The sequence below is a fragment of the Chitinophaga sp. genome, from assembly GCF_039596135.1.
GTDB lineage: Bacteria > Bacteroidota > Bacteroidia > Chitinophagales > Chitinophagaceae > Chitinophaga.
The window spans coordinates 44,724-69,888 of the sequence record NZ_JBCNKH010000013.1; the positions used below are offsets into that span (position 1 = coordinate 44,724).

16 protein-coding genes are annotated in these 25,165 nt (G+C 46.5%); 10 read left to right on the forward strand and 6 right to left on the reverse strand.

Features of this window, described 5'->3' with window-relative positions:
• Positions 1-10: 10 nt before the first annotated feature.
• Positions 11-1,012, reverse strand: coding sequence for a WYL domain-containing protein (locus ABDW16_RS11230; protein WP_343669800.1), 1,002 nt, complete (start codon positions 1,010-1,012; stop codon positions 11-13).
• A gap of 105 nt (positions 1,013-1,117) precedes the next feature.
• Between ABDW16_RS11230 and ABDW16_RS11235 the strand changes: the two genes are divergently transcribed.
• Both ABDW16_RS11235 and ABDW16_RS11240 read left to right on the forward strand, forming a co-directional pair.
• Entirely contained in the window at positions 1,118-1,705 is a 588-nt protein-coding gene (locus tag ABDW16_RS11235) for a hypothetical protein (protein WP_343669802.1), read from the forward strand.
• Between the two features lie 302 nt (positions 1,706-2,007).
• Positions 2,008-2,643, forward strand: coding sequence for a peroxiredoxin (locus tag ABDW16_RS11240; protein ID WP_343669803.1), 636 nt, complete (start codon positions 2,008-2,010; stop codon positions 2,641-2,643).
• Positions 2,644-2,839: 196 nt separating this feature from the next.
• On the opposite strand, the gene ABDW16_RS11245 is transcribed toward ABDW16_RS11240, so the two are convergent.
• The 3 genes from ABDW16_RS11245 to rlmN form a co-directional block, all read right to left on the reverse strand.
• Positions 2,840-3,586, reverse strand: coding sequence for an RluA family pseudouridine synthase (locus ABDW16_RS11245; RefSeq protein WP_343669804.1), 747 nt, complete (start codon positions 3,584-3,586; stop codon positions 2,840-2,842).
• 126 nt (positions 3,587-3,712) lie between these two features.
• Complete coding sequence (locus ABDW16_RS11250) at positions 3,713-5,296, reverse strand: pseudouridine synthase (RefSeq protein ID WP_343669805.1); 1,584 nt, start codon at positions 5,294-5,296, stop codon at positions 3,713-3,715.
• A gap of 31 nt (positions 5,297-5,327) precedes the next feature.
• Positions 5,328-6,371 carry a 23S rRNA (adenine(2503)-C(2))-methyltransferase RlmN gene (gene rlmN, locus ABDW16_RS11255; RefSeq protein ID WP_343669806.1) on the reverse strand — a complete coding sequence of 348 codons (1,044 nt, stop codon included), beginning with the start codon at positions 6,369-6,371 and terminating at the stop codon, positions 5,328-5,330.
• Between the two features lie 130 nt (positions 6,372-6,501).
• Here rlmN and ABDW16_RS11260 point away from each other — a divergent pair, with 130 nt between their 5' ends.
• On the forward strand, positions 6,502-7,701 hold the full coding sequence (locus tag ABDW16_RS11260; RefSeq protein ID WP_343669807.1) for an acetyl-CoA C-acyltransferase: 1,200 nt from the start codon (positions 6,502-6,504) through the stop codon (positions 7,699-7,701).
• 65 nt (positions 7,702-7,766) lie between these two features.
• Here the strand turns inward: ABDW16_RS11260 and ABDW16_RS11265 are convergent, their stop codons facing one another.
• A complete protein-coding gene (locus ABDW16_RS11265; protein ID WP_146970795.1) occupies positions 7,767-8,339 on the reverse strand; it encodes a sigma-70 family RNA polymerase sigma factor in 573 nt (190 codons plus the stop codon).
• A 450-nt stretch (positions 8,340-8,789) separates the two neighbouring features.
• Between ABDW16_RS11265 and uvrA the strand changes: the two genes are divergently transcribed.
• Positions 8,790-11,606 carry an excinuclease ABC subunit UvrA gene (gene uvrA / locus ABDW16_RS11270; RefSeq protein ID WP_343669811.1) on the forward strand — a complete coding sequence of 939 codons (2,817 nt, stop codon included), beginning with the start codon at positions 8,790-8,792 and terminating at the stop codon, positions 11,604-11,606.
• 38 nt (positions 11,607-11,644) lie between these two features.
• Here the strand turns inward: uvrA and ABDW16_RS11275 are convergent, their stop codons facing one another.
• Complete coding sequence (locus ABDW16_RS11275) at positions 11,645-12,088, reverse strand: DUF4293 domain-containing protein (RefSeq protein ID WP_343669813.1); 444 nt, start codon at positions 12,086-12,088, stop codon at positions 11,645-11,647.
• A 436-nt stretch (positions 12,089-12,524) separates the two neighbouring features.
• On the opposite strand from ABDW16_RS11275, the gene ABDW16_RS11280 reads away from it, so the two are divergent.
• The 6 genes from ABDW16_RS11280 (at position 12,525) to ABDW16_RS11305 (ending at position 25,115) form a co-directional block, all read left to right on the forward strand.
• The gene (locus tag ABDW16_RS11280; protein WP_343669815.1) at positions 12,525-14,801 is read left to right on the forward strand and encodes an NADP-dependent malic enzyme; all 2,277 of its coding nucleotides are present in this window, start codon (positions 12,525-12,527) and stop codon (positions 14,799-14,801) included.
• Positions 14,802-14,857: 56 nt separating this feature from the next.
• Positions 14,858-15,895: a hypothetical protein gene (locus ABDW16_RS11285; protein ID WP_343669817.1), complete on the forward strand. Its 1,038-nt coding sequence runs from the start codon at positions 14,858-14,860 to the stop codon at positions 15,893-15,895.
• Positions 15,896-16,146: 251 nt separating this feature from the next.
• Positions 16,147-16,896: an ABC transporter permease gene (locus ABDW16_RS11290; RefSeq protein WP_343669819.1), complete on the forward strand. Its 750-nt coding sequence runs from the start codon at positions 16,147-16,149 to the stop codon at positions 16,894-16,896.
• A 10-nt stretch (positions 16,897-16,906) separates the two neighbouring features.
• Positions 16,907-17,710: an ATP-binding cassette domain-containing protein gene (locus tag ABDW16_RS11295; RefSeq protein ID WP_343669820.1), complete on the forward strand. Its 804-nt coding sequence runs from the start codon at positions 16,907-16,909 to the stop codon at positions 17,708-17,710.
• 203 nt (positions 17,711-17,913) lie between these two features.
• Entirely contained in the window at positions 17,914-18,795 is an 882-nt protein-coding gene (gene sucD / locus ABDW16_RS11300) for a succinate--CoA ligase subunit alpha (protein WP_343669821.1), read from the forward strand.
• Positions 18,796-19,025: 230 nt separating this feature from the next.
• On the forward strand, positions 19,026-25,115 hold the full coding sequence (locus ABDW16_RS11305) for an alpha-2-macroglobulin family protein (RefSeq protein WP_343669822.1): 6,090 nt from the start codon (positions 19,026-19,028) through the stop codon (positions 25,113-25,115).
• Positions 25,116-25,165: the final 50 nt, after the last annotated feature.

Genomic DNA, 25,165 nt, shown 5'->3' on the forward strand with positions numbered 1-25,165 from the left:
GGTTCAGATTTTAATAACGTTCAAACATTGCCTTTGCTTCTGCTGCAATTTGTGCTGCCAGCTGTGTAGGCTGTACTACTTTTACATTCGCGCCGTAACTCAGCAGCAGCATTGTCAGCTCCTTATTGATCACTACATTGATAGAAATCCGGCATTCCTCTGCCGTATCTGATTCTACCTGTTGTGAAGGGTGAATCGGTTGTGTTTTGATATATTTACCCTGAAGGGGCGTAAAAGAAAGAATTACTTTTTCAGGCTCTCCCTGTGGCACCGTTACCCCAATAGCATGCTGAAAATAACTGGCATCATCAAAATTCTTTGCATCAAATTTCTTGTCAGTCGGCCACAGATCCAGTATACGATCCAGTGCAAAAGTAAGCAGCGTTCCGCCCTTTGCTTTCTGGCTTTTACCTACCAGGTAGAATCGTGACTGATATTCACGTACGTGGTAAGGCTCTACCCAGTGATCTTTCGGCTCATTACGGTCAAAGCTCTGGTACGAGATCCTGATTACATCCAGGTTCTTAATGGCATCTACAATCGAAGGAATATGCGATGCGCCTTTATATTGCGTAGCACGCGAAAAGCGGATCAGGCCTTTGTGCTCCAGCACTTCACGGTTTTGTTTCAGACTGGCGGCTATCTTCAGAATTGCATCTTCAAACTGCTCTATCACAGGCAGGCTGCGGAACTGCTCCAATATACCAATTGCGATTTCCAGGCCTTCCAGGTCAGCTTCCTCGATAGGAATGTTATTGATAGAATAGGTCTCATCTTCATATGCATACGTGCCACTCGCCCTGTCATATACAATAGGGGCGTGGTAATTCAGTTCCGGATCATGGCGCATATCCTGTATATCCTTTTGAATGGTACGGATGGAAATGCTTTTGTCCATTTTTCGGGAGACAAACTCTATTAGGTCATCGAGAGTGGGTTTTTTTAGACGTTTATTTCGCAACCGCTCATCAATCCAGCGATAACGAGAAACAGCATCCTTATTCTTCGGCATGCAAAATTATTTAGGTGCTAAAATTAATGAAATTGATTTTATCGGTACGCAAATCCTCTGCGCGTGGTGTATCTACTTTTGTAATGTCAATAACACGAGATGTATATGAAACAGTTAAAAACAACGCCTTCAGTAAATACATACCCCGCAATATCAGTAGGACAGATCATCCTCGATGACTCTAACTACATCACTATATGGGGCCATCTGCAGCAGGGTGATAACTGGACCCGTTGCGATTTTGTGACTACTTACGAAGTACTCAATACCATGCTGCGCTACGTACAGGACAGGAACGACGCTGTACAGATGACCATCGTAAAAAAGCTGGAAGATATGCAGCAGATACCGGAAATCATCGACCTGGAGGCGGAACTGGGCAGTGCTGTTGTGTTTGACAACATGAACTTTTTGTTAACCCGCCCCGGCTTCCGTGAGCAGGGAGAGTGGATAGAATATACTGACGGAGAATGCTACTATATTGAGCAGGTAACCCCGGCCATCCCCGTTAAGAATCACCAGTACGAAAAGAAGATAGGACAGTGCATGGACATGCTCTATATGAGCTATGAACTGTACCTGGGCTACCTGGAACTGGACTTCGACGAGGATGGCGCCCGTCAGAAAGCTGATTTGTGCGATGACCTCAAATACACCCTTGCGTACTACGCATGGAAAGAAAGAACGATATAAACATATTCTCCAAACTACCCTCGAAAAACCCTATCCCGACCCCTATGATTGTTGCAATCGTTCAAGCGTGTTATCCCTAATACCTTTGTTCTCAGTTGTTTGTTATGACCTCAGCCCTGCCTGTTTCTCAGGCAGGGATTTTTGCGGGAGGAGGAGACGCTCCCGCTAATGCAACTGTAGCGTTTGGTGTTTTACCTTCAAAAAGTATCTCATCCCTTTATTTTCAAAAAATTAACAGCAAAGTCTATAATAATTGTAGGAAATAACTATTTTTGGTAGCGTAACCGTAAAAAGAATAAAATATGAGCTTAAGACTCGGAGATATAGCACCAAACTTTCAGGCAAAGACGTCGATTGGAGATATTGATTTTTACGAATACCTGGGAGATAGCTGGGGAGTGTTATTCTCTCACCCTGCGGATTATACCCCGGTATGTACTACCGAATTAGGTAGAACTGCGGCGTTGAAAGATGAATTCGCCAAACGTAACGTTAAAGTGCTTGCACTCAGTGTTGATCCCGTGGATAAACACCTCGGCTGGATCAATGATATCAACGAAACCCAGAACACCAAAGTGGAATTCCCTATCATCGCAGACGAAGACAGAAAAGTGTCTGACCTGTACGATATGATCCACCCGAATGCTTCTGAAACGTTCACCGTTAGGTCACTGTTCATCATTGGTCCTGACAAGAAAGTAAAACTCATCATCACTTACCCGGCTTCTACAGGAAGAAACTTCCACGAAGTACTGCGCGTAATTGACTCCCTGCAGCTGACAGCTAACTACCAGGTAGCTACACCAGCAAACTGGCAGGATGGTGAAGATGTGATCGTAACAGCCGCTGTGAAAACGGAAGATATTCCTGCCCGTTTCCCTAAAGGCCACAAGATCATCAAGCCTTATCTGAGAACAACACCTCAGCCAAACAAATAAGGCAAACACATACATAAGAAACTTTTAAAACCTGCCCACGCCGTGGGACAGGTTTTTATTGATAAGAATTTTTAATGGTTGGTTTTTGATTTTTACGAAACGGGGATTTTTCCCCGTTTTTTTATGCCCATAACCATAAAAAAAGGCTGCCCTGGATCAGCGCAGCCTCAATATTTATATTTTAAAATCAAAACATTTACAATACCAACTTAGGCACATAGCCGCTGCTGTTCTTGCGCAGCTGGGTCACCACTGCCTGGATATCTTTGGCCAGCGGCGCTTCCACTACCTGTTGCTCTCCCTGCTGATCGGTAAAGTGCAGCTGGAAGGAATGTAAAGCTAACCTGCTCAGCAAGGGCCGTTCTTCCAGGTCGTGCTTACCGAGTTTATAGTTTTTCTTGATAGCAGATAGCAGGATAGGAGTGTTGGTGCCATACATCTCGTCTACCGCTATCGGGTGGCCCACATGCTTCATGTGTACCCTGATCTGGTGGGTACGTCCGGTATGAATCTGGAGTTTTACAAGGCTATACAGGCCAAATGCTTCCAGTACTTCATAATCTGTATGGGCATGTTTTCCTTTTTTGTTGGTTACCATCTTGCCTTTGGTAACAGGGTGTTCTGCGATGGCTTCCTCGATGGTGCCGGTGGCAGGTATCAGTTGACCGTTTACCAGTCCCAGGTAGAATTTCTGTACGTTTCTGCCTTCGAATGCCTGGGAGTAATACTTGTGGGCGGCTTCATTTTTAGCAAAGAGGATCACCCCACTGGTATCTTTATCCAGTCTGTGTACGGTAAAGATATTACCGTAGTGCTTTTTCAGCAGTCCCTGAATGGAGGACAGCTGGTTGTCGTGCCTGTCCGGAATGGTCAGTACGCCTGCCGGTTTGTTGAGGACTACATAATCCGGCGTTTCTTTTATAATCAGGTCGTTAATGCGCATAGTGTATTAAAATGCAATGCTTAAGCAGAATGATTTCTTTTTCAGCCAGGTGGCCTGGCAGTCCCTTATTTTTTGCAATGCCTGAGCAGGATGATTTCCTTGTCAGTCGGGCTGCCCGGCAGTCCCTTATTTGAAATGCTTAAGCAGGATAATTTCTTTTTCAGTCAGGTAGCGCCAGTGGCCCCTGTTAATGTTCTTTTTAGTTAATCCTGCGTAGGTCACACGGTCCAGTTTCTCTACTTCGTATTCCAGGTGTTCGAAAATACGGCGTACAATACGGTTCTTGCCACTGTGGATTTCGATACCTATCTGTGTTTTATCCGCATTATCTACATACCCCAGTACATCTACGTGTGCGATACCATCTTCCAGTTCCACACCTGCCAGTATGGCCTCAAAGTGTGCTTTGGTCAAAGGCTTGTTCAGGCCCACATGGTAGATCTTACGGATATTGTGCTTAGGATGAGAGAGTTTCTGCGCCAGTTCACCATCGTTGGTGAGCAGGAGCAAACCAGAGGTATTGCGGTCCAGGCGGCCTACAGGGTATACTCTTTCTTCTTCGGTAGCATCCTGTATTAGTTCCATCACGGTTTTACGGCCTTCAGGGTCGTCGGTAGTGGTGATGTAGCCTTTGGGCTTGTTCAGGAGAATGTACACCAGGTTTTTCTGGATGTGCATTTTTTTACCAAGAATGGTTACTTCATCTTTCCTGGTTACTTTAAAAGCAGGCTCGGTGATCACGGTACCATTTACAGAGATCTTGCCTTCTTTTACATAGTCTACTGCTTTACGACGGGAGCAGAGGCCGCAATGGGCGATGTATTTGTTCAGCGGCATTTCGCCTTCGATGAATACAGTAGATTCGTTTTTGTCGCCTTTTTTACTGTAAGAATCAGCGGAATCACCTTTGCGGTTTTTTCTGTATGAATCAGTGGAATCCCCTTTATGGGTTTTACTGAAAGAATCGGTAGCATCACTTCTACGGGCTTTACTGAAAGAATCAGCAGTATCGTCTTTGCGGGCTTTTCTGGCCGCCTGTTTACGATCCTGTCTGGCAGCAAAGCGTTCGTTGGTGTTGTCGAAAAATTTCTTGCGGTTGAAGCCACTTGGGGTTTCACGCTCGTCTTTACCTTTTCTGTCTCCGCGGTCAGCACCGTGGAAGGCACTGTCATCACGTTTAGCACCTGGTTTAGGTTTGAACGGTGTTCTGCCATTGGCAGTTTTTTGTGCTGGTTTTATCCTGGTACGGCGGGTAGCTTCCTCGCCTTCAGTGTGTTCTTTCTTTTTGAATGCAGGACGTGGGTTGCCGTTTTCGTCTTTGCCTGCAGGGCGGCGCTCGGTTTTACGCGGACGGAACCCTTCGTCATCGCTCTTACGACCCCGGAAACCTTCCCCATCATTTTTACGCGGACGGAACCCTTCATCATCACTCTTACGACCCCGGAACCCTTCTCCATCATTTTTACGCGGACGGAAACCTTCATCATCACTCTTACGACCCCGGAAACCTTCCCCATCATTTTTACGCGGACGGAATCCCTCGTCATCACTCTTACGTGCACGGAACCCTTCCCCATCATTCTCTTTACGTGCCGGGCGTCCACCAGCAGCACTACGTTTCGCCGGGCGGAAATCATCCCCCTTCGCTTTATTATTTTTATTTTCCTTAAAAGGAGCGAATCCTTTTTTAGCAGGTGTATTTTTCTTCATCTGTCAGTATTTAAAATTTAAGAAGAGGAGATCAGCCTTTATTTGCCAGCTGACCACAAGCCGCATCTATATCTTTACCACGGCTGCGGCGGAGACGGGCATTGACCCGGTGTTTACCCAGGTATTCCATAAAAGCATCTGCCACTTCTTCTTCCGGTTTCTGGAAGCGGGCATTGGAGATAGGATTGTATTCTATAATATTTACCAGATCGGCCGGCACCTGCCTGTAGATGCGGATCAGCTCATCGGCATCCTGTAAGGAGTCGTTGAAGTCTTTGAACAGTATATATTCGAAGGAGATCTGGTTTTGTGTTTGTTTGTAGAAGTAGTTGAGCGCCTCTATCAGTACTTTGAGGTTATTGGTCTCGTTGATAGGCATGATCTGGCTACGCTTCTGATCATTGGCAGCATGCAGGGACAGGGCCAGGTTGAATTTTACCTTATCGTCACCCAATTGACGGATCATTTTGGCTACTCCGGCAGTAGATACGGTAATTCTCTTTGGAGACATACCCAATCCATCCGGGCTGGTGATGCGTTCTATACTCGCCAGCACATTTTTATAGTTGAGCAGGGGTTCGCCCATGCCCATAAATACGATATTGCTCAGTTTCTTGCCATAGGCGCCCATTGCCTGGTCATTCAGAAGGGCTACCTCATCGAAAATTTCATCGAATTCGAGGTTCCGCTTACGGTCCATGTACCCTGTAGCACAGAATTTACAGCTCAGGCTGCAACCTACCTGTGACGATACGCAGGCAGTTTGCCGGGTATCAGTAGGTATAAGTACCCCTTCTACGAGGTGACCGTCATGTAATTTGAAACGACTTTTGATAGTGCCGTCTGCACTATGTTGGGTGGTATCGACCTGTACAGCAGGTAAAGTGAAGTATTCTTCCAGCTTGGCGCGAAGCTCCCTGGAAAGGTTGGTCATTCCGTCAAAACTGGTTGCATGTTTGAGCCACAGCCATTCATAAACCTGTTTGGCCCGGAAGAGCTTTTCCCCTATAGACCCGAAGTATTCCTGTAACTCCGGCAAACTCAGCTGCCGGATATTCGTTTTGCCCGATTTCATTCCTGGACCTTTAAATGAGATAATGTCTGCCTTACGGCAGTCGGTATTAATGTGCAAAGGTACGTAAATTTAATCCTCCAAAAATCCCCTACATTTACAACCTTTTATAACCAAAGCAATCCTCCAAGCAATGCAAGCTGCTTATATAGTAGACGCAGTGCGTACCCCAATTGGCCGCTATGGCGGGGTACTAAGCACTATAAGGCCCGACGATATGCTGGCCCTCCTTATCCGATCGATCATGGAAAGAAATCCGACCCTGGACCCCGCCAGCATTGAAGATGTCATAGCCGGGGCGACCAACCAGGCGGGAGAAGATAATAGAGATGTGGCCAGGATGGCGGTTTTGCTGGCAGGATTGCCGGTATCGGTAGCCGGTAATACGGTAAACAGGCTCTGTGCCTCCGGTATGCAGGCAGTGATGGATGCTGCCAGGGCTATTATGTGTGGAGATGGGGATGTGTACCTGGCAGGTGGGGTAGAAAGTATGACCCGTGCCCCCCTGGTGATGCCTAAACCCGAAGCGGCCTATAGCCGTAAAACGGAATTAGTAGACTCTACCATAGGCTGGCGCTTTACCAACAGGAAGCTGGCAGATTTATATTATCCTTATTCCATGGGCGAAACAGCGGAAAATATCGCTACCCGCTGGCAGATTTCACGCGAGGCCCAGGATGAATTTGCCCTTGCCAGCCAGGTAAAATACAAAGCCGCCCTGGATGCCGGTATCTGGCCACGGGAGATTATTCCCGTACCTATTACTCCCAATAAACAGGAACAGGTGGTCATTAGTAATGATGAACATCCCCGGGAGACCTCTCTCGAAAAACTGGCCGGGCTGCGTCCTGCCTTTGCAAAAGATGGCAGTGTCACAGCAGGCAACAGTGCCGGCATCAATGATGGTGCTGCCCTGGTACTGGTAGTGTCCGAACAGGCCCTGAAGCAATATAACCTGAAACCCCTCATGCAGGTAAAATCCATGGCAGTAGCAGGTGTGGACCCGGCCATCATGGGTATAGGCCCGGTGCCGGCTACGGAGAAAGCCCTGAAAAGAGCAGGGATCAGTGTAAACCAGCTGGACCTGGTAGAACTGAATGAAGCCTTTGCTGTACAGGCGTTAGCCTGTATACAGGACTTAGGGCTGGATCAGTCAAAGATCAATGTAAATGGAGGAGCCATTGCTATGGGACATCCGCTGGGATGTACGGGAGCAAGGATAGTAGGGACCCTGGGGCATGAAATGAAACGCCGGCAGGGAGTGAAATACGGTTTGACCACCATGTGTGTGGGGGTAGGACAGGGAGCCGCTATGATCTTCGAAAATCTGTAAATGCAAAAAAGAACGGGCGGTCGATCATAATAATCGGTCGCCCGTTTATGGCAAGCAAGAAAGGATTACAAACAAATTTGTTTCTCCGTCATCATCTTCCGGAGGTTTATCAGGCCATAACGCATACGACCTAATGCCGTATTGATACTCACCTGCGTGAGATCGGCAATCTCCTTAAAGCTAAGATCTGCGTAGTGACGCAGGATGATTACTTCACGTTGTTCCTCCGGCAACATGTCGAGCATACGACGTACGCGGTCGTGGCTCTGACGGGTGATCAGCTTTTCTTCTGCACTGCTCTCGCTGAAGCTCAGAACATTGAAAATATCTTTGTCATCGCTGGTTTTGATGATCGGGGTACGCTTAATTTTACGGAAGTAATCTACACACAGGTTATGTGCGATACGCATTGCCCAGGGAAGGAATTTACCTTTCTCTGTGTAACGTTCTGCCCGGATGGTATCGATGATCTTAATGAAGGTGTCCTGAAAAATGTCTTCAGCCAGGAATGAGTCCTTGACTAATAAAAAGATGGAGGTATAGAGCTTATCTTTATGTCTTTGCACCAGTTCTTCTAATGCAGAGGCATGCCCCTTCTTGAACAGGGTGATTAATTGCTCGTCGCTGAGTTTGTACATTATTTGCATAAACGTCTACAATAGCGGGTTTATAATAAAAAACCGACTTTATTCAAGTCTGTTGTAGGTGAAATAGAGTAGAGTTTATGCTATAATAGGAAGTTTTAAGTGTGATGATAGAATTCGACCGATTCGCACGATTCTGGTTCTATGCAAATATAATGTTAAAGTTGAATAAAACAACTCCCTGACATCAGTGATTTGGCAGTTTTTGAAGATTTAATATTGAGTATCAGGGCGGAAATAAAATGTTTGCTTTAAAAAAAGAAAAAAGCGCTCTGCCAATCGCCTGCTTCAATACCCGCTCCCCGGCGTCAGCCGAAAAAAAAGAAATTTTCCTGGCTGCCGCAGGCCAATTTAAAACCATATCAAGCTCAGGATTACGAATTGTCTCAAATCCCTTACCTTCGTAATGCTAAAATTTTTGGCAAAATAACAACTCGCTGGAATATGGCTACAAAATCAAAAAAACCGGAAATTATCACTGACGATGCCCCCATCAACACGCAGGATCAGATATATATAAAAGGAGCCAGGGTTCACAACCTAAAAAACGTAAGTGTAGGCATTCCCCGCAATAAACTCGTAGTAGTAACCGGCGTATCCGGCTCAGGCAAATCCTCCCTGACCATGGATACCCTCTACGCTGAAGGCCAGCGCCGCTATGCCGAAAGCCTTTCTGCATACGCCCGCCAATTCCTCATGCGTATGAACAAACCAGACGTAGACTACATCAAAGGCATCTGCCCAGCCATCGCTATAGAACAAAAGGTCATCACCCGTACCCCCCGTTCTACCGTCGGCTCCATGACAGAACTCTACGATTATCTCCGCCTCCTCTTTGCCCGTATCGGCAAAACCTATTCACCTATCTCCGGCGAATTGGTTAAAAAACATGAAGTAAGCGACGTCACCGACTATATAAAGAACCTTCCAAGCGGCACGAAAATCCAGATCCTGGTCACCTTTCGCCGCCACACCAAAAGAGATGTGAAAGAAGAACTGCAGATCCTCATGCAGAAAGGCTTCTCCCGCCTCTACGCCAGGGATAAGGAAGGCGGAAAACTCCTCCGCATTGAAGAACTGCTGGAAGAGAAAAAACCAACCTTACCCAAAGAAACCTACCTGCTCATAGACCGCCTGGTAGCCAAAGACTTCGAAGAAGACGACCTGCACCGCATCGCCGATTCCGTACAAACCGCCTTTTACGAAAGCGAAGGCGACTGTCTCGTGGAAACAGACGGCGCTGACATACAGCACTTCTCCAACCGTTTCGAACTGGATGGCCTGCAATTCGAAGAGCCGGTACCCAACCTTTTCTCTTTCAATAATCCATACGGCGCCTGCCCCGTATGCGAAGGCTTTGGCCAGACATTGGGTATCGACGCCGACCTGGTCATCCCCGACAAGCGCCTCAGTGTATACGAAGGAGCCATCGCTCCCTGGAGAGGAGAAAAGATGGGCGAATACAAAGAAGCCCTCATCAAGGCTTCCCGCAAGATCAACTTCCCCATCCACAAGCCAATCACCGACCTCACCGAAGATCAGTATAACCTGCTCTGGACAGGCAATGAGCACTTTTACGGGCTCAATGAGTTCTTCAAAATGGTGGAGCAAAACCTTTATAAAGTTCAATACCGTGTACTGCAATCCCGCTACCGTGGCCGTACTACCTGCCCTGAATGCGGCGGTGGCCGCCTCCGTAAGGAAGCCCTGTACATCAAAATAAACGGCGCTAACATTGCCAACCTGGTAGAAATGCCGGTGGAAAACCTGTACGCCTGGTTCAACCAGCTGCAACTCAACGAATTTGACCAACAGGTAGGTAAACGTATTCTGCTGGAAATTCACCATCGCATCAAAACCCTGCTGGACGTAGGTCTCGGGTACCTCACCCTGAACCGTGTTGCCAATACCCTGAGTGGTGGCGAAAGCCAGCGTATACAGCTGACCCGCTCCCTGGGCAGTAACCTTACCAATTCCATGTACATCCTGGATGAACCCAGCATTGGTCTGCACGCCCGCGATACCCACCGCCTGATCGGTGTACTCAAGGAACTGCGCGACCTGGGAAACACCGTAGTGGTGGTAGAACACGACGAACAGATGATGGAAGAAGCCGACTATATCATAGATATGGGACCGCTGGCCAGTCACCTGGGTGGAGAAGTGATCTTCGCCGGCGACTACCCATCCATCTTAAAAGATTCCAAAAGCCTGACCGGCAAATACCTGAGCGGTCAGCTCACGATAGAGCCTCCTGCCCGCACCCGCAAATGGAAGAAATCTATCACCCTCGAAGGTTGTAAGCAAAACAACCTGAAGAACATCGATGTAGACTTCCCGCTACAAGTACTGTGCGTAGTGAGTGGTGTGAGTGGCTCCGGCAAGACCACGCTGGTAAAGCAGATCCTGTACCCGGCCCTCATGAAACTGAAAGGCGAATTTGCAGAAAGGGTAGGACAGCACCGTGCCCTGAAAGGTGCGCTGGACGACATTACCCAGGTCGAAATGATCGACCAGAACCCGATCGGTAAGTCATCCCGCTCTAATCCTGTTACCTATATCAAGGCCTACGATGAGATCCGTGATCTCTTCTCCCGCCAGCCACTGAGCAAAATGCGCGGCTTTCAGCCCAAGCACTTCTCCTTCAACGTAGATGGTGGCCGTTGCGACGCCTGTAAAGGGGAGGGTGAGGTAATCGTGGAAATGCAGTTCCTGGCAGACGTGCACCTGCAATGCGAAAGCTGTGGTGGCCGTAAGTTCAAGGAAGAAGTACTGGAAGTAACTTACAAGGGCAAAAATATCTACGACGTACTGGAAATGGGTGTGGACGAAGCGCTGGACTTCTTCAAAGAGGAGAAAGATGTAGTAAATAAAATCCGTCCGCTCAGCGATGTAGGTTTAGGCTATGTAAAACTGGGCCAGAGCAGCGATACCCTGAGTGGTGGAGAGGCCCAACGTGTAAAACTGGCTTCCTTCCTGGGTAAGGGCAAGGCACAGGGACACATCCTTTTCATATTCGATGAGCCGACTACGGGCCTGCATTTCCATGATATTAAGAAACTGTTGGGGTCATTCAATGCACTGATTGAGCAGGGACATTCTGTATTGGTGATCGAACATAATACCGATGTAATAAAGAGCGCCGACTGGGTCATAGACCTGGGGCCGGAAGGGGGGGCCGGAGGCGGACAATTGCTCTATGCAGGGGTACCGGAAGGACTCAAAAAAGTAAAAGAAAGTTATACAGGACAATATCTCTAAAATAAAAAGGCGGACCACCTGGTCCGCCTTTTTTTATACTATCTCAATCTATCCAGGGATTTAATCAGTTTCTCATCCTTATAAATGCCCCTGGCAGCCATTATCAGAAAGATCAGAATCAACACCGGCAAAAATGCACCCGGCAGGTAAGTAGATGAAGCAATCGTCTTGCCTGCGCGCTCGAATGCATTCACAAAATCCTGCACTTTAAAGTACTGCAAAGCGATCGCCGCAATCGCCAGAAAAATATCCAACACAGTCAGCCTGAATTGCAGTTTCCGGTTTTTAAACAGGAAAATACAGAACACGGAGAGTGCTACAATCAGCATGTAGACTACAAACACCAAAAAATTAGACTGGGCATTGAAATACTTAGGAACCTGGTCTCCACTCAGGGTCACTTTGAAAATATCCAGGAACCATGTTCCCACAGCAGCCCCGGCAGCTAACAGAAGGTAAAGACTTTGAATGCGTTGTATCATGTTATTCAGGCAAATTAATACGCGGTAAAAATAAGTAAATATTTCATTTATGCCGGTGGGCCGTAATAACCATAGTATGAAAATAACCCAAACATATAGCTGACCCGTTAATAACCCGAAGGTATTCCGTAGATATTCCGTATCTCTATAGATATGGGATATCTACGGCTTATATACGGGTTATCTACGGCTTATATACGGAATACCTCTGAAGAAGCCCTATAGGCGTGCTATAGCTGGGATAGCCCGATAGGATGTAAGCCGGATAAAGGTTTCCACAGGTAGCCGTTGGAACATTTCTTACGTTGATTATATACCAACCGGTATAATAATATCGTTAAAAGTGTCACCTATACATACAATACTGACATATTGCAGCATTCGTTCTTTTAATACTTTGTATATTGCACGCCCAAGAACAATCTCATTTTGAATTATGGCAAGAAAACAGAACAAGCAGGATGCTTTAGACTATCATGCTTTAGGTCGGCCTGGGAAGATCGAAGTAATACCTACTAAAAACACCAAAACACAATGGGACCTCTCACTCGCTTATTCTCCCGGAGTAGCAGAGCCCTGCAAGGAAATTCACAAAGACGTAGAAAATGTTTATAAATACACTGCCAAAGGCAACCTGGTAGCGGTAATCAGCAATGGTACTGCCGTACTCGGCCTGGGCGACATTGGTCCGGAAGCCAGTAAGCCGGTAATGGAAGGAAAGGCGGTACTGTTCAAAATCTTCGCAGACATCGATGTGTTTGATATTGAGCTAAATAGCAGGAATATCGATGAATTTGTCAGCGTAGTAAAAGCTATGGAACCCACCTTTGGCGGTATCAACCTGGAAGATATCAAGAGTCCGGAGTGTTTTGAGATCGAAGAGCGCCTGAAAAAGGAATTGAAGATCCCTATCATGCACGATGACCAGCATGGTACGGCGATCATTTCCAGCGCTGCTCTGCTGAATTCGATAGACCTCGTGAAAAAAGATATCACGAAAGTAAAAATCGTATTCAATGGTGCCGGTGCAGCAGCCATGGCCTGCGTAAAACTTTACGTAGCCCTGGGTGCAAAAAAAGAGAACATCATCATGTTCGACAAGGATGGCGTGATCAATACCAGCCGCGAAGGTTTGTCAGAACTGCACCGCCAGTTCGCTACTACCGCTACCGTCACCTCACTGGCAGAGGCGCTGAAAGGTGCAGATGTATTTGTAGGATTATCAGTAGGTAATGTGGTAACTGCAGATATGATCAGGTCTATGGCAGACAACCCGGTAGTGTTTGCGATGGCGAACCCTGATCCGGAAATTGCTTATGAGGTGGCGATTGCCTCCCGTCCTGATGTGATCATGGCCACAGGTCGTTCCGATCATCCTAACCAGGTGAACAATGTATTGGGTTTTCCATATATATTCCGGGGAGCGCTGGATGTACGTGCCACGCAGATCAACGAGGCAATGAAACTTGCTGCGGTTAAAGCCCTGGCAGAACTGGCCAAGGAACCGGTACCAGATATCGTGAACCTGGCTTACAACGAAAAAAATATTTATTTCGGCCCCCGCTATATCATTCCAAAACCACTGGATCCCCGCCTGCTCAGTCATGTAGCACCAGCAGTGGCCAAAGCAGCCATGGAGAGTGGTGTGGCACAGCAGCCTATTACGAACTGGGAAGAATATACGAACGTACTGAATAAACGCCTTGGACTGGACAACCAGCTTTTCCGCGTGATCGGTACCAAAGCCCGCCAGGATCCACGCAAGGTCGTATTTGCAGAAGCAGACAACCTGAAGGTACTGAAAGCATCCCAGGTAGTAAGAGACGAAGGTATTGCTTACCCGATCCTGCTGGGTAATGAACAAAGAATCAGGAGCCTTGCTGCAGAAAATGGTATAGAACTGGAAGATACCGTGATCATCGACCCAAAGAGCGATGAGATGACAGAGAAACGCCATGAATACGGAGAGCTGTTCTTCAAAAAACGCCAGCGTAAAGGCTTTAACCAGTACGAAGCGAAGAAAGTAATGCGTGAGCGTAACTACTTTGGCTGTATGATGGTGGAGACAGGCGAAGCTGATGCCCTGATTTCAGGTCTGACACGTAACTATCCTGACACCATCCGCCCGGCATTGCAGGTAATTGGTACTGCGCCAAATGCAAAGCGTGTGGCAGGTATGTACATCATCAATACTAAGCGTGGTCCGCTGTTCCTGGCAGATACGACTGTCAACTTCAACCCTACTGCCGAAGAGCTGGCCGAAATTACGCTGCTGGTGGCTGAGGAAGTAAGACAATTTAATATTACCCCACGCATCGCGATGGTATCTTATTCCAACTTTGGTTCCAGCCCAACCCCTGAGGCACAGCTGGTAGCCAGGGCAAGAGAGATTGTGAAATTGCGGGAACCGTCACTGATCGTAGATGGTGAAATACAGGCCGCGATGGCGTTCAATAAAGAAATACTGAAAGATAGCTATCCGTTCAGTGAGCTGATCGACCAGGAGGTGAATACACTCATCTTCCCGAACCTCACTGCGGGCAACGTAGCGTACAACCTGTTGCAGGAAGTAGCGGGCTTTGATGCCATCGGACCTATCCTGCTGGGTATCAAGAAACCAGTACATATTCTGCAGTTGGGTAGTACCGTAAGGCAGATTGTAAACATGGTGAACATAGCTGTAGTAGAAGCACAGCATAAATGCTGCAAATAATATGATTTACAGGTCTCTGTCCACGGGCAGAGATCTGTATCTTTATAATAAAAAGCATGCAGCACATCTCCCGGAAAAAGACCTTCTTTCCACTGAACCCTGCATTTCGCGGGTACCTCAAACTGTATGAGCGGGAGATCCGGTTGCCGATATCTTACGAGGAGCTCCGCTACTATGATTCCTCCATTCCGGTATATGACAAAGATGGGAATGATACACTATGGGAATCTGTTTTTTATCCTGATAGCATGTATGGCCAGCTGAAGGCGGGCCTGAAAAGAATTTACTCCATTCTCAAGGCTGGGGGTGACCAGGCTGCGGAAGAGCATTTGCAGGTAGAGCGGATTGATTACTGCACATTTGGGAACTCACATCCTTTCCGTATCAGGATTGTCAATACTTACAACGAAGTTTACGACTATTTTTATATTAAGACGGCCGATGCTTCGCGCATTTACGGGCTGGAGCTGGAGCACATTTTGTCTCCTTACTGGATGAGTTACATTGTGGATGGCAATACACTGGTAGAGGAGCATATTGCGGGTGTACCGGGCGATCAGTTTATAAACCAGTATTTGCAGCGGCCGGAATTTAACCCCAAGCGTATAGCCAAGGAGTTTGTAAAGTTCAATGAGCGGTGTTTTGTGCGCCTGCTGGGCGATATGCGATCGTACAATTTTGTGTTTGACATCACGCCTGATTTTGATGATGTGCAGTTCAGGATCAGGGCAATAGATTTTGACCAGCAGTTTTATGAGGGGAGGCGCACATTGTATATGCCCCAGTACTTTAAAGAGAACCGGGTCTTTGTGGACCTGGCCATTAAGCATTTGAATGCAGAGGTAGTAAAGCAGTACCAGCAGGAGGAGCGCTCGCTCATAGCCCGCAGAATTAAAGCGCACAGGCATCGGATTAAGGACCTGAGGGATGTAATAATGACGGATAGGGTGTCGTTTCCTGAAAAGATTATGCAGTTGGGCGAAGAGCTGGCCCAGTATTATGATGACCCGGTGTTTGCGAGGTGTAAGACGATGGGGGAGATAATAGAAAGGAGTTTGAAAAGGTTATTGGTAAAAAGTCTGAGAGAGAGATAAGCCGGACGCAGGCAAAAGCGTTCTTTGCAGAAATGGCTTCTTTAGCAGACCGCAGGCAAAAGCGTTCTTTGCAGAAATGGCTTCTTAGCAGACTGCAGGCAAAAGCGTTCTTTGCAAAAAAATCCGCTACTTTAGCCGGCCGCAGGCCCTACCGCCCGCAAAAACAGGGCTTCTGCCGAAGGCGGAAGCCCTGTTTTTGCTAGCCAATGATTTAATTATTATTTAAATGGATACATTATCTTTGGCCCGTTATGGAATTTAGATTCTTTCATCATTTCGGAAGCTACCTGCTTATGCTCAAAGGAATGTTTTCCCGCCCGGAAAACATGAAAATGTATTGGAAAGAGTTCATGCGGCAGTGTGTGGATATCGGTATCGGTTCATTAGGTATCGTATTCATCATCTCCCTGTTTATGGGAGCTGTAACCACCGTACAGATTGCTTACCAGCTGGTAAGCCCAATCATCCCCAAAGCTACAATAGCCCAGGTAGTACGTGATACCATCATCCTCGAATTCGCTCCTACACTAACCTGTATCGTACTGGCAGGTGTAGTCGGTTCTAAAATTGCCTCCGAGCTGGGTAACATGCGCGTATCCGAACAGATTGACGCTCAGGAGATCATGGGTATTAACACCCGCGGTTACCTGATCATGCCAAAAATCATGGCTTCACTGATCATGATACCATGTCTCATCTGTATCGCGGGGTTCCTCGGTATATGGGGTGGTCTCAAAGCTGGTGAATTTGGTGGCATTCTCTCTGCCGATGAGTACTGGCAGGGTTTAAGACAGGAGTGGAAACCCTACAATATCTTCTTCTCACTGTTCAAATCATTCGTATTCGCATTCATTATATCCAGTGTACCTTCCTATTATGGTTACTATGTACAGGGTGGTGCGCTCGAAATTGGTAAGGCAAGTACCCGTGCCGTGGTGGTGACCTGTGTGCTGATATTATTCATGGACTACATACTGGCAGCATTACTGTTGCAAAAATAATATAGACTACATGATCGAATTAGTTAATATTAAGAAAGGCTTTGGAGAAAAGGTGATCCTGCCCGATGTGTCGGCGGTAATGGAGCCGGGCAAGGTGAACCTGATCATCGGTTCCAGTGGTAGTGGTAAAACGGTAATGATGAAGTGTATGGTGGGGTTGATGGAAATAGACGGCGGCAAGGTCCTGTACGATGGACAGGATTTTACCAACATGCAGGAACAGGATCGTAAAATCATTCGCCGCCAGATTGGAATGCTTTTTCAGGGTTCTGCCCTATTTGATAGTATGACGGTAGAGCAGAATGTAATGTTTCCGCTCGATATGTTTTCTACAGGTTCATTAAAAGAAAAGAGAGCCCGTGTGATGGAATGCCTGGAAAGGGTACAACTGAAGGATGCCGCTAAGAAATTTCCGGCAGAGATTAGTGGTGGTATGAAAAAAAGGGTGGGTATTGCACGCGCTATAGTTTTGAATCCCAAATACTTATTCTGTGATGAGCCCAACTCTGGTCTTGATCCGCAAACTTCCCTGCTGATCGATAAGCTGATTAAAGAAATCACACATGAATTTAAGATAACTACAGTCATCAATACCCATGATATGAATACGGTAATGGAGAGTGGAGATCATATCGTATACATGTACCAGGGTAGAAAACAATGGGAAGGCACTAATAAAGACATCATTTTCAGTAAGGATGAGAAACTGAATGACTTCATATTCGCATCAGATTTCTTACGGGATGCCAAGGAAATGCGCCAGATGGAGATGTTCCAGGAGAAGGATTGGAGAAGTAAACTAAAGAAGGGTTAGAAACAGGGCTGGTGCAGGGAACTGAAAAAGTACGAATGCCGGACCGGGCAATTTTATCTCCTGCTGAGAAAAAAGTAGCCAAAACATGACGACGGACATTAAAAAAACGTGAACAGGACCACAATCAGTAAATTATTGATTGGGAATGTGGGATTAGCGGGTTATTTTTGCCAATAACATTACAAACACATAAACCAAGCGCGATGAGTGTTTTAGTTAATAAGAACAGCAAAGTGATTGTACAGGGTTTCACCGGTACAGAAGGCACATTCCATGCCACACAGATGATAGAGTATGGCACGCAGGTAGTAGGCGGCGTTACGCCGGGGAAAGGCGGCACCAAGCACCTGGATCGTCCGGTTTTTAATACGGTGAGTGATGCCGTAAAAGCAACCGGCGCCAATGTATCCATCATTTTTGTACCACCAGGATTCGCTGCTGATGCCATCATGGAAGCTACCGAAGCAGGTATAGAACTGGTAGTTTGTATTACCGAAGGTATTCCTGTACAGGATATGATTCGTGCAAAGAACTTCCTGGTAGGTCGTTCTACCCGCCTGATCGGTCCTAACTGCCCTGGTGTAATCACTGCTGAAGAAGCTAAAGTAGGCATCATGCCAGGTTTCATCTTCAAGAAAGGTAACATCGGTATCGTATCCAAATCCGGTACCCTGACATACGAAGCAGCTGACCAGGTAGTAAAAGCTGGTCTGGGCGTATCTACAGCTATCGGTATCGGTGGTGACCCAATCATTGGTACCCCTACCAAAGATGCGGTTGAACTGCTGATGAACGATCCTGAAACCGTAGGTATCATCATGATTGGTGAAATTGGTGGTAGCATGGAAGCTGAAGCTGCAAAATGGATCAAAGAAAACGGTACTAAACCGGTAGTTGGTTTCATCGCTGGCCAGACAGCGCCTCCGGGCCGTCGTATGGGTCACGCCGGTGCAATCATCGGTGGTGCTGACGATACTGCTGCTGCTAAGATGAAGATCATGGCAGAGTGTGGTGTTCACGTGGTAGAAAGCCCTGCGAACATTGGTAAAACAATGGCAGAAGTGCTGAAAGCTGTAAAAGCTTAAAAACAAACTAACTGTATAATAATTATCCTCCTGTCGGGCTGTAGCCAGCAGGAGGATCTTTTTTTTTGCGCTAACCTATATTCTTTACCTTCCGTTATGGAATTGGACCCCTTGATTGCATCCTATTGATGACGGAAATACATACACCCAGTTTTTCATATAAACGCTATCCATATATGCGCCTGATCGTAGCTTTTTTTATTCTATTTTTTATTAGTACAACAAGTACCATGGCTCAGTTTAATTATGATAACCACTGGAAAAAAGTCCAGGAGTTAGATAACAAAGGCCTCCCCAAATCGGCTTTGGAAGAAGTCAATGTAATCTATAAGAATGCATTGCAACAGAAAAATGAAGGTCAACTGTTAAAAACCCTGATCTTCCGTATTAAGTATGTAAACGTAAAGAACGAAAACCCTGCTACCGACGATAACCTGAAGGTAGTAGATGAACAAAACGTTGTTTTTACCCCAACTGTCCGGGCTATCCTGCAAAGCATGAAAGGGGAACTGCTCTGGAATTATTACCAGACCAACAGGTATCAGCTCTATAGCCGTACGGCGATTGCCAGCGATACCTCTTCGGATGTAAGTACCTGGACCGCCGACCGGTTGAACAAAGAAATCACTGCTGCCTATGGCGCTTCTCTGAAAGATGCCGCACAGCTCAAAAAAGTAAACATCGCCGATTACGATGTCATCATCGAAAAAGGACAGAATTCCAGGAACCTGCGCCCTACGCTGTATGACCTGCTGGCACACCGTGCACTGGACTATTATAAGTCAGGTGAGAGTAACTTCAGGCAGGCGGCCAACCAGTTCGAACTGTTGGACCCTGCTGCATTTGCACCGGCTGCTACTTTTGCCACACACACCTTCCAGGTGACTGATTCTACCTCTTTACAATATAAAGCACTCCTGCTGCTGCAAGACCTGCTGCGATTCCATACACAGGATGGTAAAGCGGCATTGCTCGATGTAGACCTGGAACGTATCAATTACATGCACGATGCTGCTGTAATGCCGGACAAAGAATTGCTGTATGCAAAAGCATTGCAAACCATGCAGCAAAACTATACAGGTGAAAATGGTGTGACAGCCGTAATATACCAGCTGGCTGCCTATTACCAGGGCATTGGCAATGGAAAGGACAATGTAGGGGAATTGACGCCTTCTGCCGCCATGAAACAAGCCGTGTCACTGTGTGAGCAGGCGATCAAACAGGCTCCAAATACCGTTGGTGCAGGTAACTGCAAAAGCTTACTGGACGACATTCATCGTAAGTCGCTGGAAGTAAGTGCTGAACAGGTGAACCTGCCTGATGAGCCATTTCGCGCACTGGTACATTATAAGAACGTTAATAAACTCTACTTCAGGATCGCTAAAATTGATGAACGTTTCCGTCGTCAGTTAAAGGCACAACTGGAAGCAAATGAGGGTTATGAAGAGCGTAACAATAAGTACTGGAATCTGATACTAAATAAAAAATCACAACAGACATGGGATGTGGCGCTGCCAGGTACTGACGATTACCGTGAACACGCTGCTGAAGTAAAAGTAGCCGCGTTGCCGTTAGGTCTGTATATGTTAGTCGGTAGCACTACCCCTGAATTTTCAAAAGACCAGAATATTATTACTGTACAGTTCATACACGTGTCCAACCTGAGTTATATCTCCCGCTCTTCTACCGATAGCGACAATGGGAAAGATCTGTATGTATTGCACAGAAAAACAGGAGCACCATTACAAGGTGTGAAATTGAATGTATATACCCAGCAAAATAATGCCGGATTCAAAGTAACGCAATCTGTGGTATCAGCAAAGGATGGTTCTATTGCACTGAAGGCTGAAACACAATACAGCAGCAATAAATACGAACTAATATCAGATGCGGATACACTGGCGCCTGATGATTACAATTATATTTATAGATACAATTCTTACAGGGATAATTCAGGTGCACCCGATCACCAGAGCTTCCTCTTCACAGACCGCGGTATTTACCGCCCCGGGCAGCTGGTATACTTCAAGGGCATTGTAGTAAACCGTAATGCTGTAGTGGATATGGATAGAAAGGTACTGGCCGGCTACAAAACTACTGTTACCCTGCTGGATCGCAATGGACAGAAAGTAGATTCAATGCAGGTAACAGCCAATGAATATGGTTCTTATGCAGGTAAATTCAGACTGCCGGAAAACCAACTGAATGGTCTATTCCGCATTGAAGAAAGCAACAATGGGGGGAGTGTAGGTTTTAGCGTGGAAGAATACAAGCGTCCTAAATTCTATGTAGAATTCGATACACTGAAAGGCAGTTATCGCCTGAATGATACCATTCGTGTAAAAGGTAAAGCACTGGCCTATGCAGGGAATAATATTGATGGTGCTAAGGTTACTTACCGTGTGATGAGGCAGGCTCGTTTCCCTTACTGGTGGTGGTCCAGAAAAGCACCTTCCTATAGCCCTGCACGCCAGATCGCTACAGGTACTACTGAAACTGCTGCAGATGGTAGCTTTACAGTCAACTTCCCGGCATTACCTGACCTGGGTATCGCTGCTGCTCAGAAACCGGTATTTACTTATTCTATCCAGGCAGATATCACAGATATCAATGGCGAAACACGCACCGGCAATCAGCATGTGAGCGTGGGTTATCAGGCCATGGAAATTAGTATTGGACTGGCTGACCGCGTGTTGCCACAGGATCTGGAAAAGGTAGCTATCACTACTGAAAATCTGAATGGTGTATTTGAACCTGCTGATGTAGCGGTGACACTGAAACCATTAACACATCCGGGCCGCCTGCTGCGTGCACGTTATTGGGAACAACCAGATCAGTTTACCCTTTCACGTGAGGAATATGAAAAAACATTCCCGCATGATATTTACAGTGACGAAGATGATCAGAACACATGGAAGAGAGGCAACGCTGTTGTGTCCAAACAAGTGAAAACGCAGGCAACCACTGCTGTACCTTTGGCAGTTAAATCCCTTGCAGCTGGCTGGTATGAGCTGGAAGTAAGCACGACCGATAAATTTGGTGAGAAGGTAATTCAAAAGAAAGCTTTTGAACTGGTAGATTCAAATGCATCCCGTTTATCTTATCCGGCATACAGCTGGACGTATACGGATGATAAACCATTGCAACCAGGGCAGACAGCGCGTTTCCTGATAGGTTCATCTGCGCCGGATCTGCATGTGATTGAAACGATTGGTACGAACGTGCAGTCTGTTCAGAGTAATACATTTACGGTTAATAACGGTGTTACAGACAGGAAGTACATAGTGAAAGAAGAAGACAGGGGAAATGTGGTGTTACAATATGCGTTTGTAAAAGATAACCGTGTACATACAGAAGAAAGAATAGTGCGTGTACCGTGGAGCAACAAAGAACTGGAGGTAACGATTGAAACGCATCGCGATAAAATATTGCCTGGGGCAAAAGAAGAATGGCATGTGAAGATTAAAGGAGAGAAGCGTGATAAGATAGGGGCAGAATTACTGGCTGCGATGTATGATGCTTCGCTGGATGCATTCAAAGCGAATGAGTGGAGTATACCTGATTTGTATCCTTACAAAACGAGTCTGGCAGCCTGGGAAGGTGGTACCAACTTTAAGGAGCAATCAGGGAATAGTTACAATTTCATTGTTGACAATGCTGAACAGAAAGAGATACCATTTGCATATGATGGGTTGAATTGGTTCGATGCATTGGGGAATGGCGCAAGTATTATTGATTTTGGAGAGGGTAGTGGTTTGCAGGCAGTGAAAGTGACGGGTTTTGGATATGCACGGCAATATTTCGGGATGTACAAAGATGTAGCGCCCGGAGGCAGAGCAAGGGAGCTGAAAAAAGGTATGGCGGCACCGGCACCAGCGGTAGCTCTTGCGGCACCTGTGGCTAAAGCAGATATGGAGGTGAGCGCCAGTCTCGCCGACAAGAAAGAGGAACTTTACGCAGTTGTAGAACAAACTGCAGCAGCTCCTGAACCAACGAAAAGCGCTGAAACTGTCACCCCACGTACCAACTTCAACGAAACCGCCTTTTTCTTCCCGGACCTCCGCACAGATGAAAATGGCAACATCACCTTTAGTTTCACCGTGCCTGAGGCCCTGACCCGCTGGCGCTTCATGAGCCTCGCTCATACCAAAGACGCTGCCTTTGGTTATGCTGAAAGCAGTGTCATCACACAAAAACCATTAATGGTGCAGCCCAATGCACCCCGCTTCATAAGAGAAGGCGACAAGATCATCTTCTCTGCCAAGATCAGCAACCTTGCTGACAGTGCATTGACCGGCGAAGCACGCCTGGAACTGCTGGACGCCACTACCATGAAACCAGTAGACGGCTGGTTCCAGAACGTGTATCCCGCACAGCACTTTACCGTACAAAAAGGACAAAGTACTGCTGTTACCTTCCCATTACAGATACCATACAAATTTGGTAGCTCCCTGCTGTATCGCATAGTAGCTACTGCAGGCAAATTCAGCGATGGAGAAGAAAATGCTGTACCGGTATTGACCAACTCTATGCTGGTGACAGAAACCCTGCCACTGACCATGCGTGGCGACGGAAAGAAAGAGTTTACTTTCGAAAAATTGCTGCAAAGCAATGCTTCAGAAACTTTGCAACAACATGCACTGACAGTTGAATATACCGGCAATCCTACCTGGTACGCAGTACAGGCATTGCCTTACCTGATGGAGTTCCCATACGAATGTTCCGAACAGGTATTCAACCGTTATTATGCCAATACACTCGCTACGTATATCACCAATGCATTGCCGGGTGTAAAAAGCATGTTTGAAAAATGGAAAACAACAGATACCACAGCACTGCAAAGCAACCTTCAAAAGAATGAAGAACTGAAGAGTGTATTGCTGCAGGAAACACCCTGGGTGCTGGCTGCAAAAAATGAAGCAGAACAAAAACGTAATATCGCCCTGCTCTTCGATCTGAAAAAGATGAGTGCAGAACAGCAGAAGGCATTGGAACAACTGCGTCAGAAACAGTTACCGAGCGGCGCATTCCCATGGTTCAATGGTATGTGGGAAGATCAGTTCGTGACCCAATATATCCTGGCTGGTATCGGTCGCTTACAACAGGTAGGTGCTGTGAATAGCCCGGATGCTGATGCTATTGTGAATAAGGGTTTAGCGTATGTAGACAGGAAAATGGATGACTGGTACCATGAACTGAAACGCAACAAAGCTGATATGAGCAAGCAACATATCGGTTACATCGAATCGCACTACCTGTACATGCGTAGTCTGCTGAACAAGCCTGTGGATGAAAAGTACAATGAATCTTATCAATACTACCTGGGCCAGGCTAAGAAATACTGGTTGCAGCAAAGCACTTATACGCAGGCCATGCTGGCGATTGTATTAAATGATAAAGCCATCATCCGTTCACTGAAAGAAAACGCCACCAACAATGCCGAAATAGGGATGTACTGGAAGAATGTAACTGCCGGTTACTGGTGGTACCAGGCACCGATTGAAACACAGGCCATGCTCATTGAAGCATTTCAGCGTGTAGGTCATGATTCAGTAGCTGTAGGCGATATGAAAACATGGTTGCTGAAGAATAAACAAACCAACAACTGGCATACGACCAAGGCGACTGCTGACGCCTGTTATGCAATGCTCCTGGGCGGTGCCAACTGGCTCACTACAAATCCTGATATTACCATCCAGTTAGGTCAAACGACTGTGAAGGAAGAAAAGAAAGAAGCAGGAACCGGTTATTTCAAAAAGCAATTCAACAATGAGGAAGTAAAACCTGCAATGGGTAAGATAGCTGTAGAAGTAAACGGCAGTAACGGTCAGCCATCATGGGGCGCTGTATACTGGCAATACTTTGAGCAGCTGGATAAAATCACCACTGCGGCTACCCCAATGACCCTGCAGAAACAACTCTTTATTGAGAAGACAAATGATAAGGGAGCAGTGCTCACAGCTATTGAAGATGGCAACCAACTGAAAGTAGGTGATAAGGTAAAAGCACGTATTGTGATGAAGGTAGACCGCGATATGGAATATGTGCACCTGAAAGATATGCGTGCCGCATGTTTTGAACCTACCAACGTGATTAGCCAGAGTGGCTGGCAGAATGGAGTAAGTTATTACCAGAGCACAAAAGATGCGTCTACTAATTTCTTCTTCAGCCGTTTACCGAAAGGTACATATGTGTTTGAGTACAGTATGTTCGTAACACATAATGGAGATTTCAGTAATGGCATCAGTACTGCACAGTGTATGTATGCACCTGAATTTAGTGCACATAGCGAAGGAATCAGGGTAAAAGTGATAGAGTAGTAAAAGCATGCAACTTTTTTGCCGGACGGCTGTCTTTATTAAGGTAAAGA

Coding starts and splice junctions, on each gene's coding strand:
- ABDW16_RS11290 (WP_343669819.1), top strand. CDS start 16,147: ATGGAATTTAGATTCTTTCATCATTTCGGAAGCTACCTGCTTATGCTC.
- ABDW16_RS11275 (WP_343669813.1), bottom strand. CDS start 12,088: ATGATACAACGCATTCAAAGTCTTTACCTTCTGTTAGCTGCCGGGGCT.
- ABDW16_RS11265 (WP_146970795.1), bottom strand. CDS start 8,339: ATGTACAAACTCAGCGACGAGCAATTAATCACCCTGTTCAAGAAGGGG.
- ABDW16_RS11240 (WP_343669803.1), top strand. CDS start 2,008: ATGAGCTTAAGACTCGGAGATATAGCACCAAACTTTCAGGCAAAGACG.
- ABDW16_RS11280 (WP_343669815.1), top strand. CDS start 12,525: ATGGCAAGAAAACAGAACAAGCAGGATGCTTTAGACTATCATGCTTTA.
- ABDW16_RS11305 (WP_343669822.1), top strand. CDS start 19,026: ATGGCTCAGTTTAATTATGATAACCACTGGAAAAAAGTCCAGGAGTTA.
- ABDW16_RS11260 (WP_343669807.1), top strand. CDS start 6,502: ATGCAAGCTGCTTATATAGTAGACGCAGTGCGTACCCCAATTGGCCGC.
- ABDW16_RS11295 (WP_343669820.1), top strand. CDS start 16,907: ATGATCGAATTAGTTAATATTAAGAAAGGCTTTGGAGAAAAGGTGATC.
- ABDW16_RS11285 (WP_343669817.1), top strand. CDS start 14,858: ATGCAGCACATCTCCCGGAAAAAGACCTTCTTTCCACTGAACCCTGCA.
- ABDW16_RS11250 (WP_343669805.1), bottom strand. CDS start 5,296: ATGAAGAAAAATACACCTGCTAAAAAAGGATTCGCTCCTTTTAAGGAA.
- ABDW16_RS11235 (WP_343669802.1), top strand. CDS start 1,118: ATGAAACAGTTAAAAACAACGCCTTCAGTAAATACATACCCCGCAATA.
- ABDW16_RS11245 (WP_343669804.1), bottom strand. CDS start 3,586: ATGCGCATTAACGACCTGATTATAAAAGAAACGCCGGATTATGTAGTC.
- uvrA (WP_343669811.1), top strand. CDS start 8,790: ATGGCTACAAAATCAAAAAAACCGGAAATTATCACTGACGATGCCCCC.
- ABDW16_RS11230 (WP_343669800.1), bottom strand. CDS start 1,012: ATGCCGAAGAATAAGGATGCTGTTTCTCGTTATCGCTGGATTGATGAG.
- sucD (WP_343669821.1), top strand. CDS start 17,914: ATGAGTGTTTTAGTTAATAAGAACAGCAAAGTGATTGTACAGGGTTTC.
- rlmN (WP_343669806.1), bottom strand. CDS start 6,371: ATGAAATCGGGCAAAACGAATATCCGGCAGCTGAGTTTGCCGGAGTTA.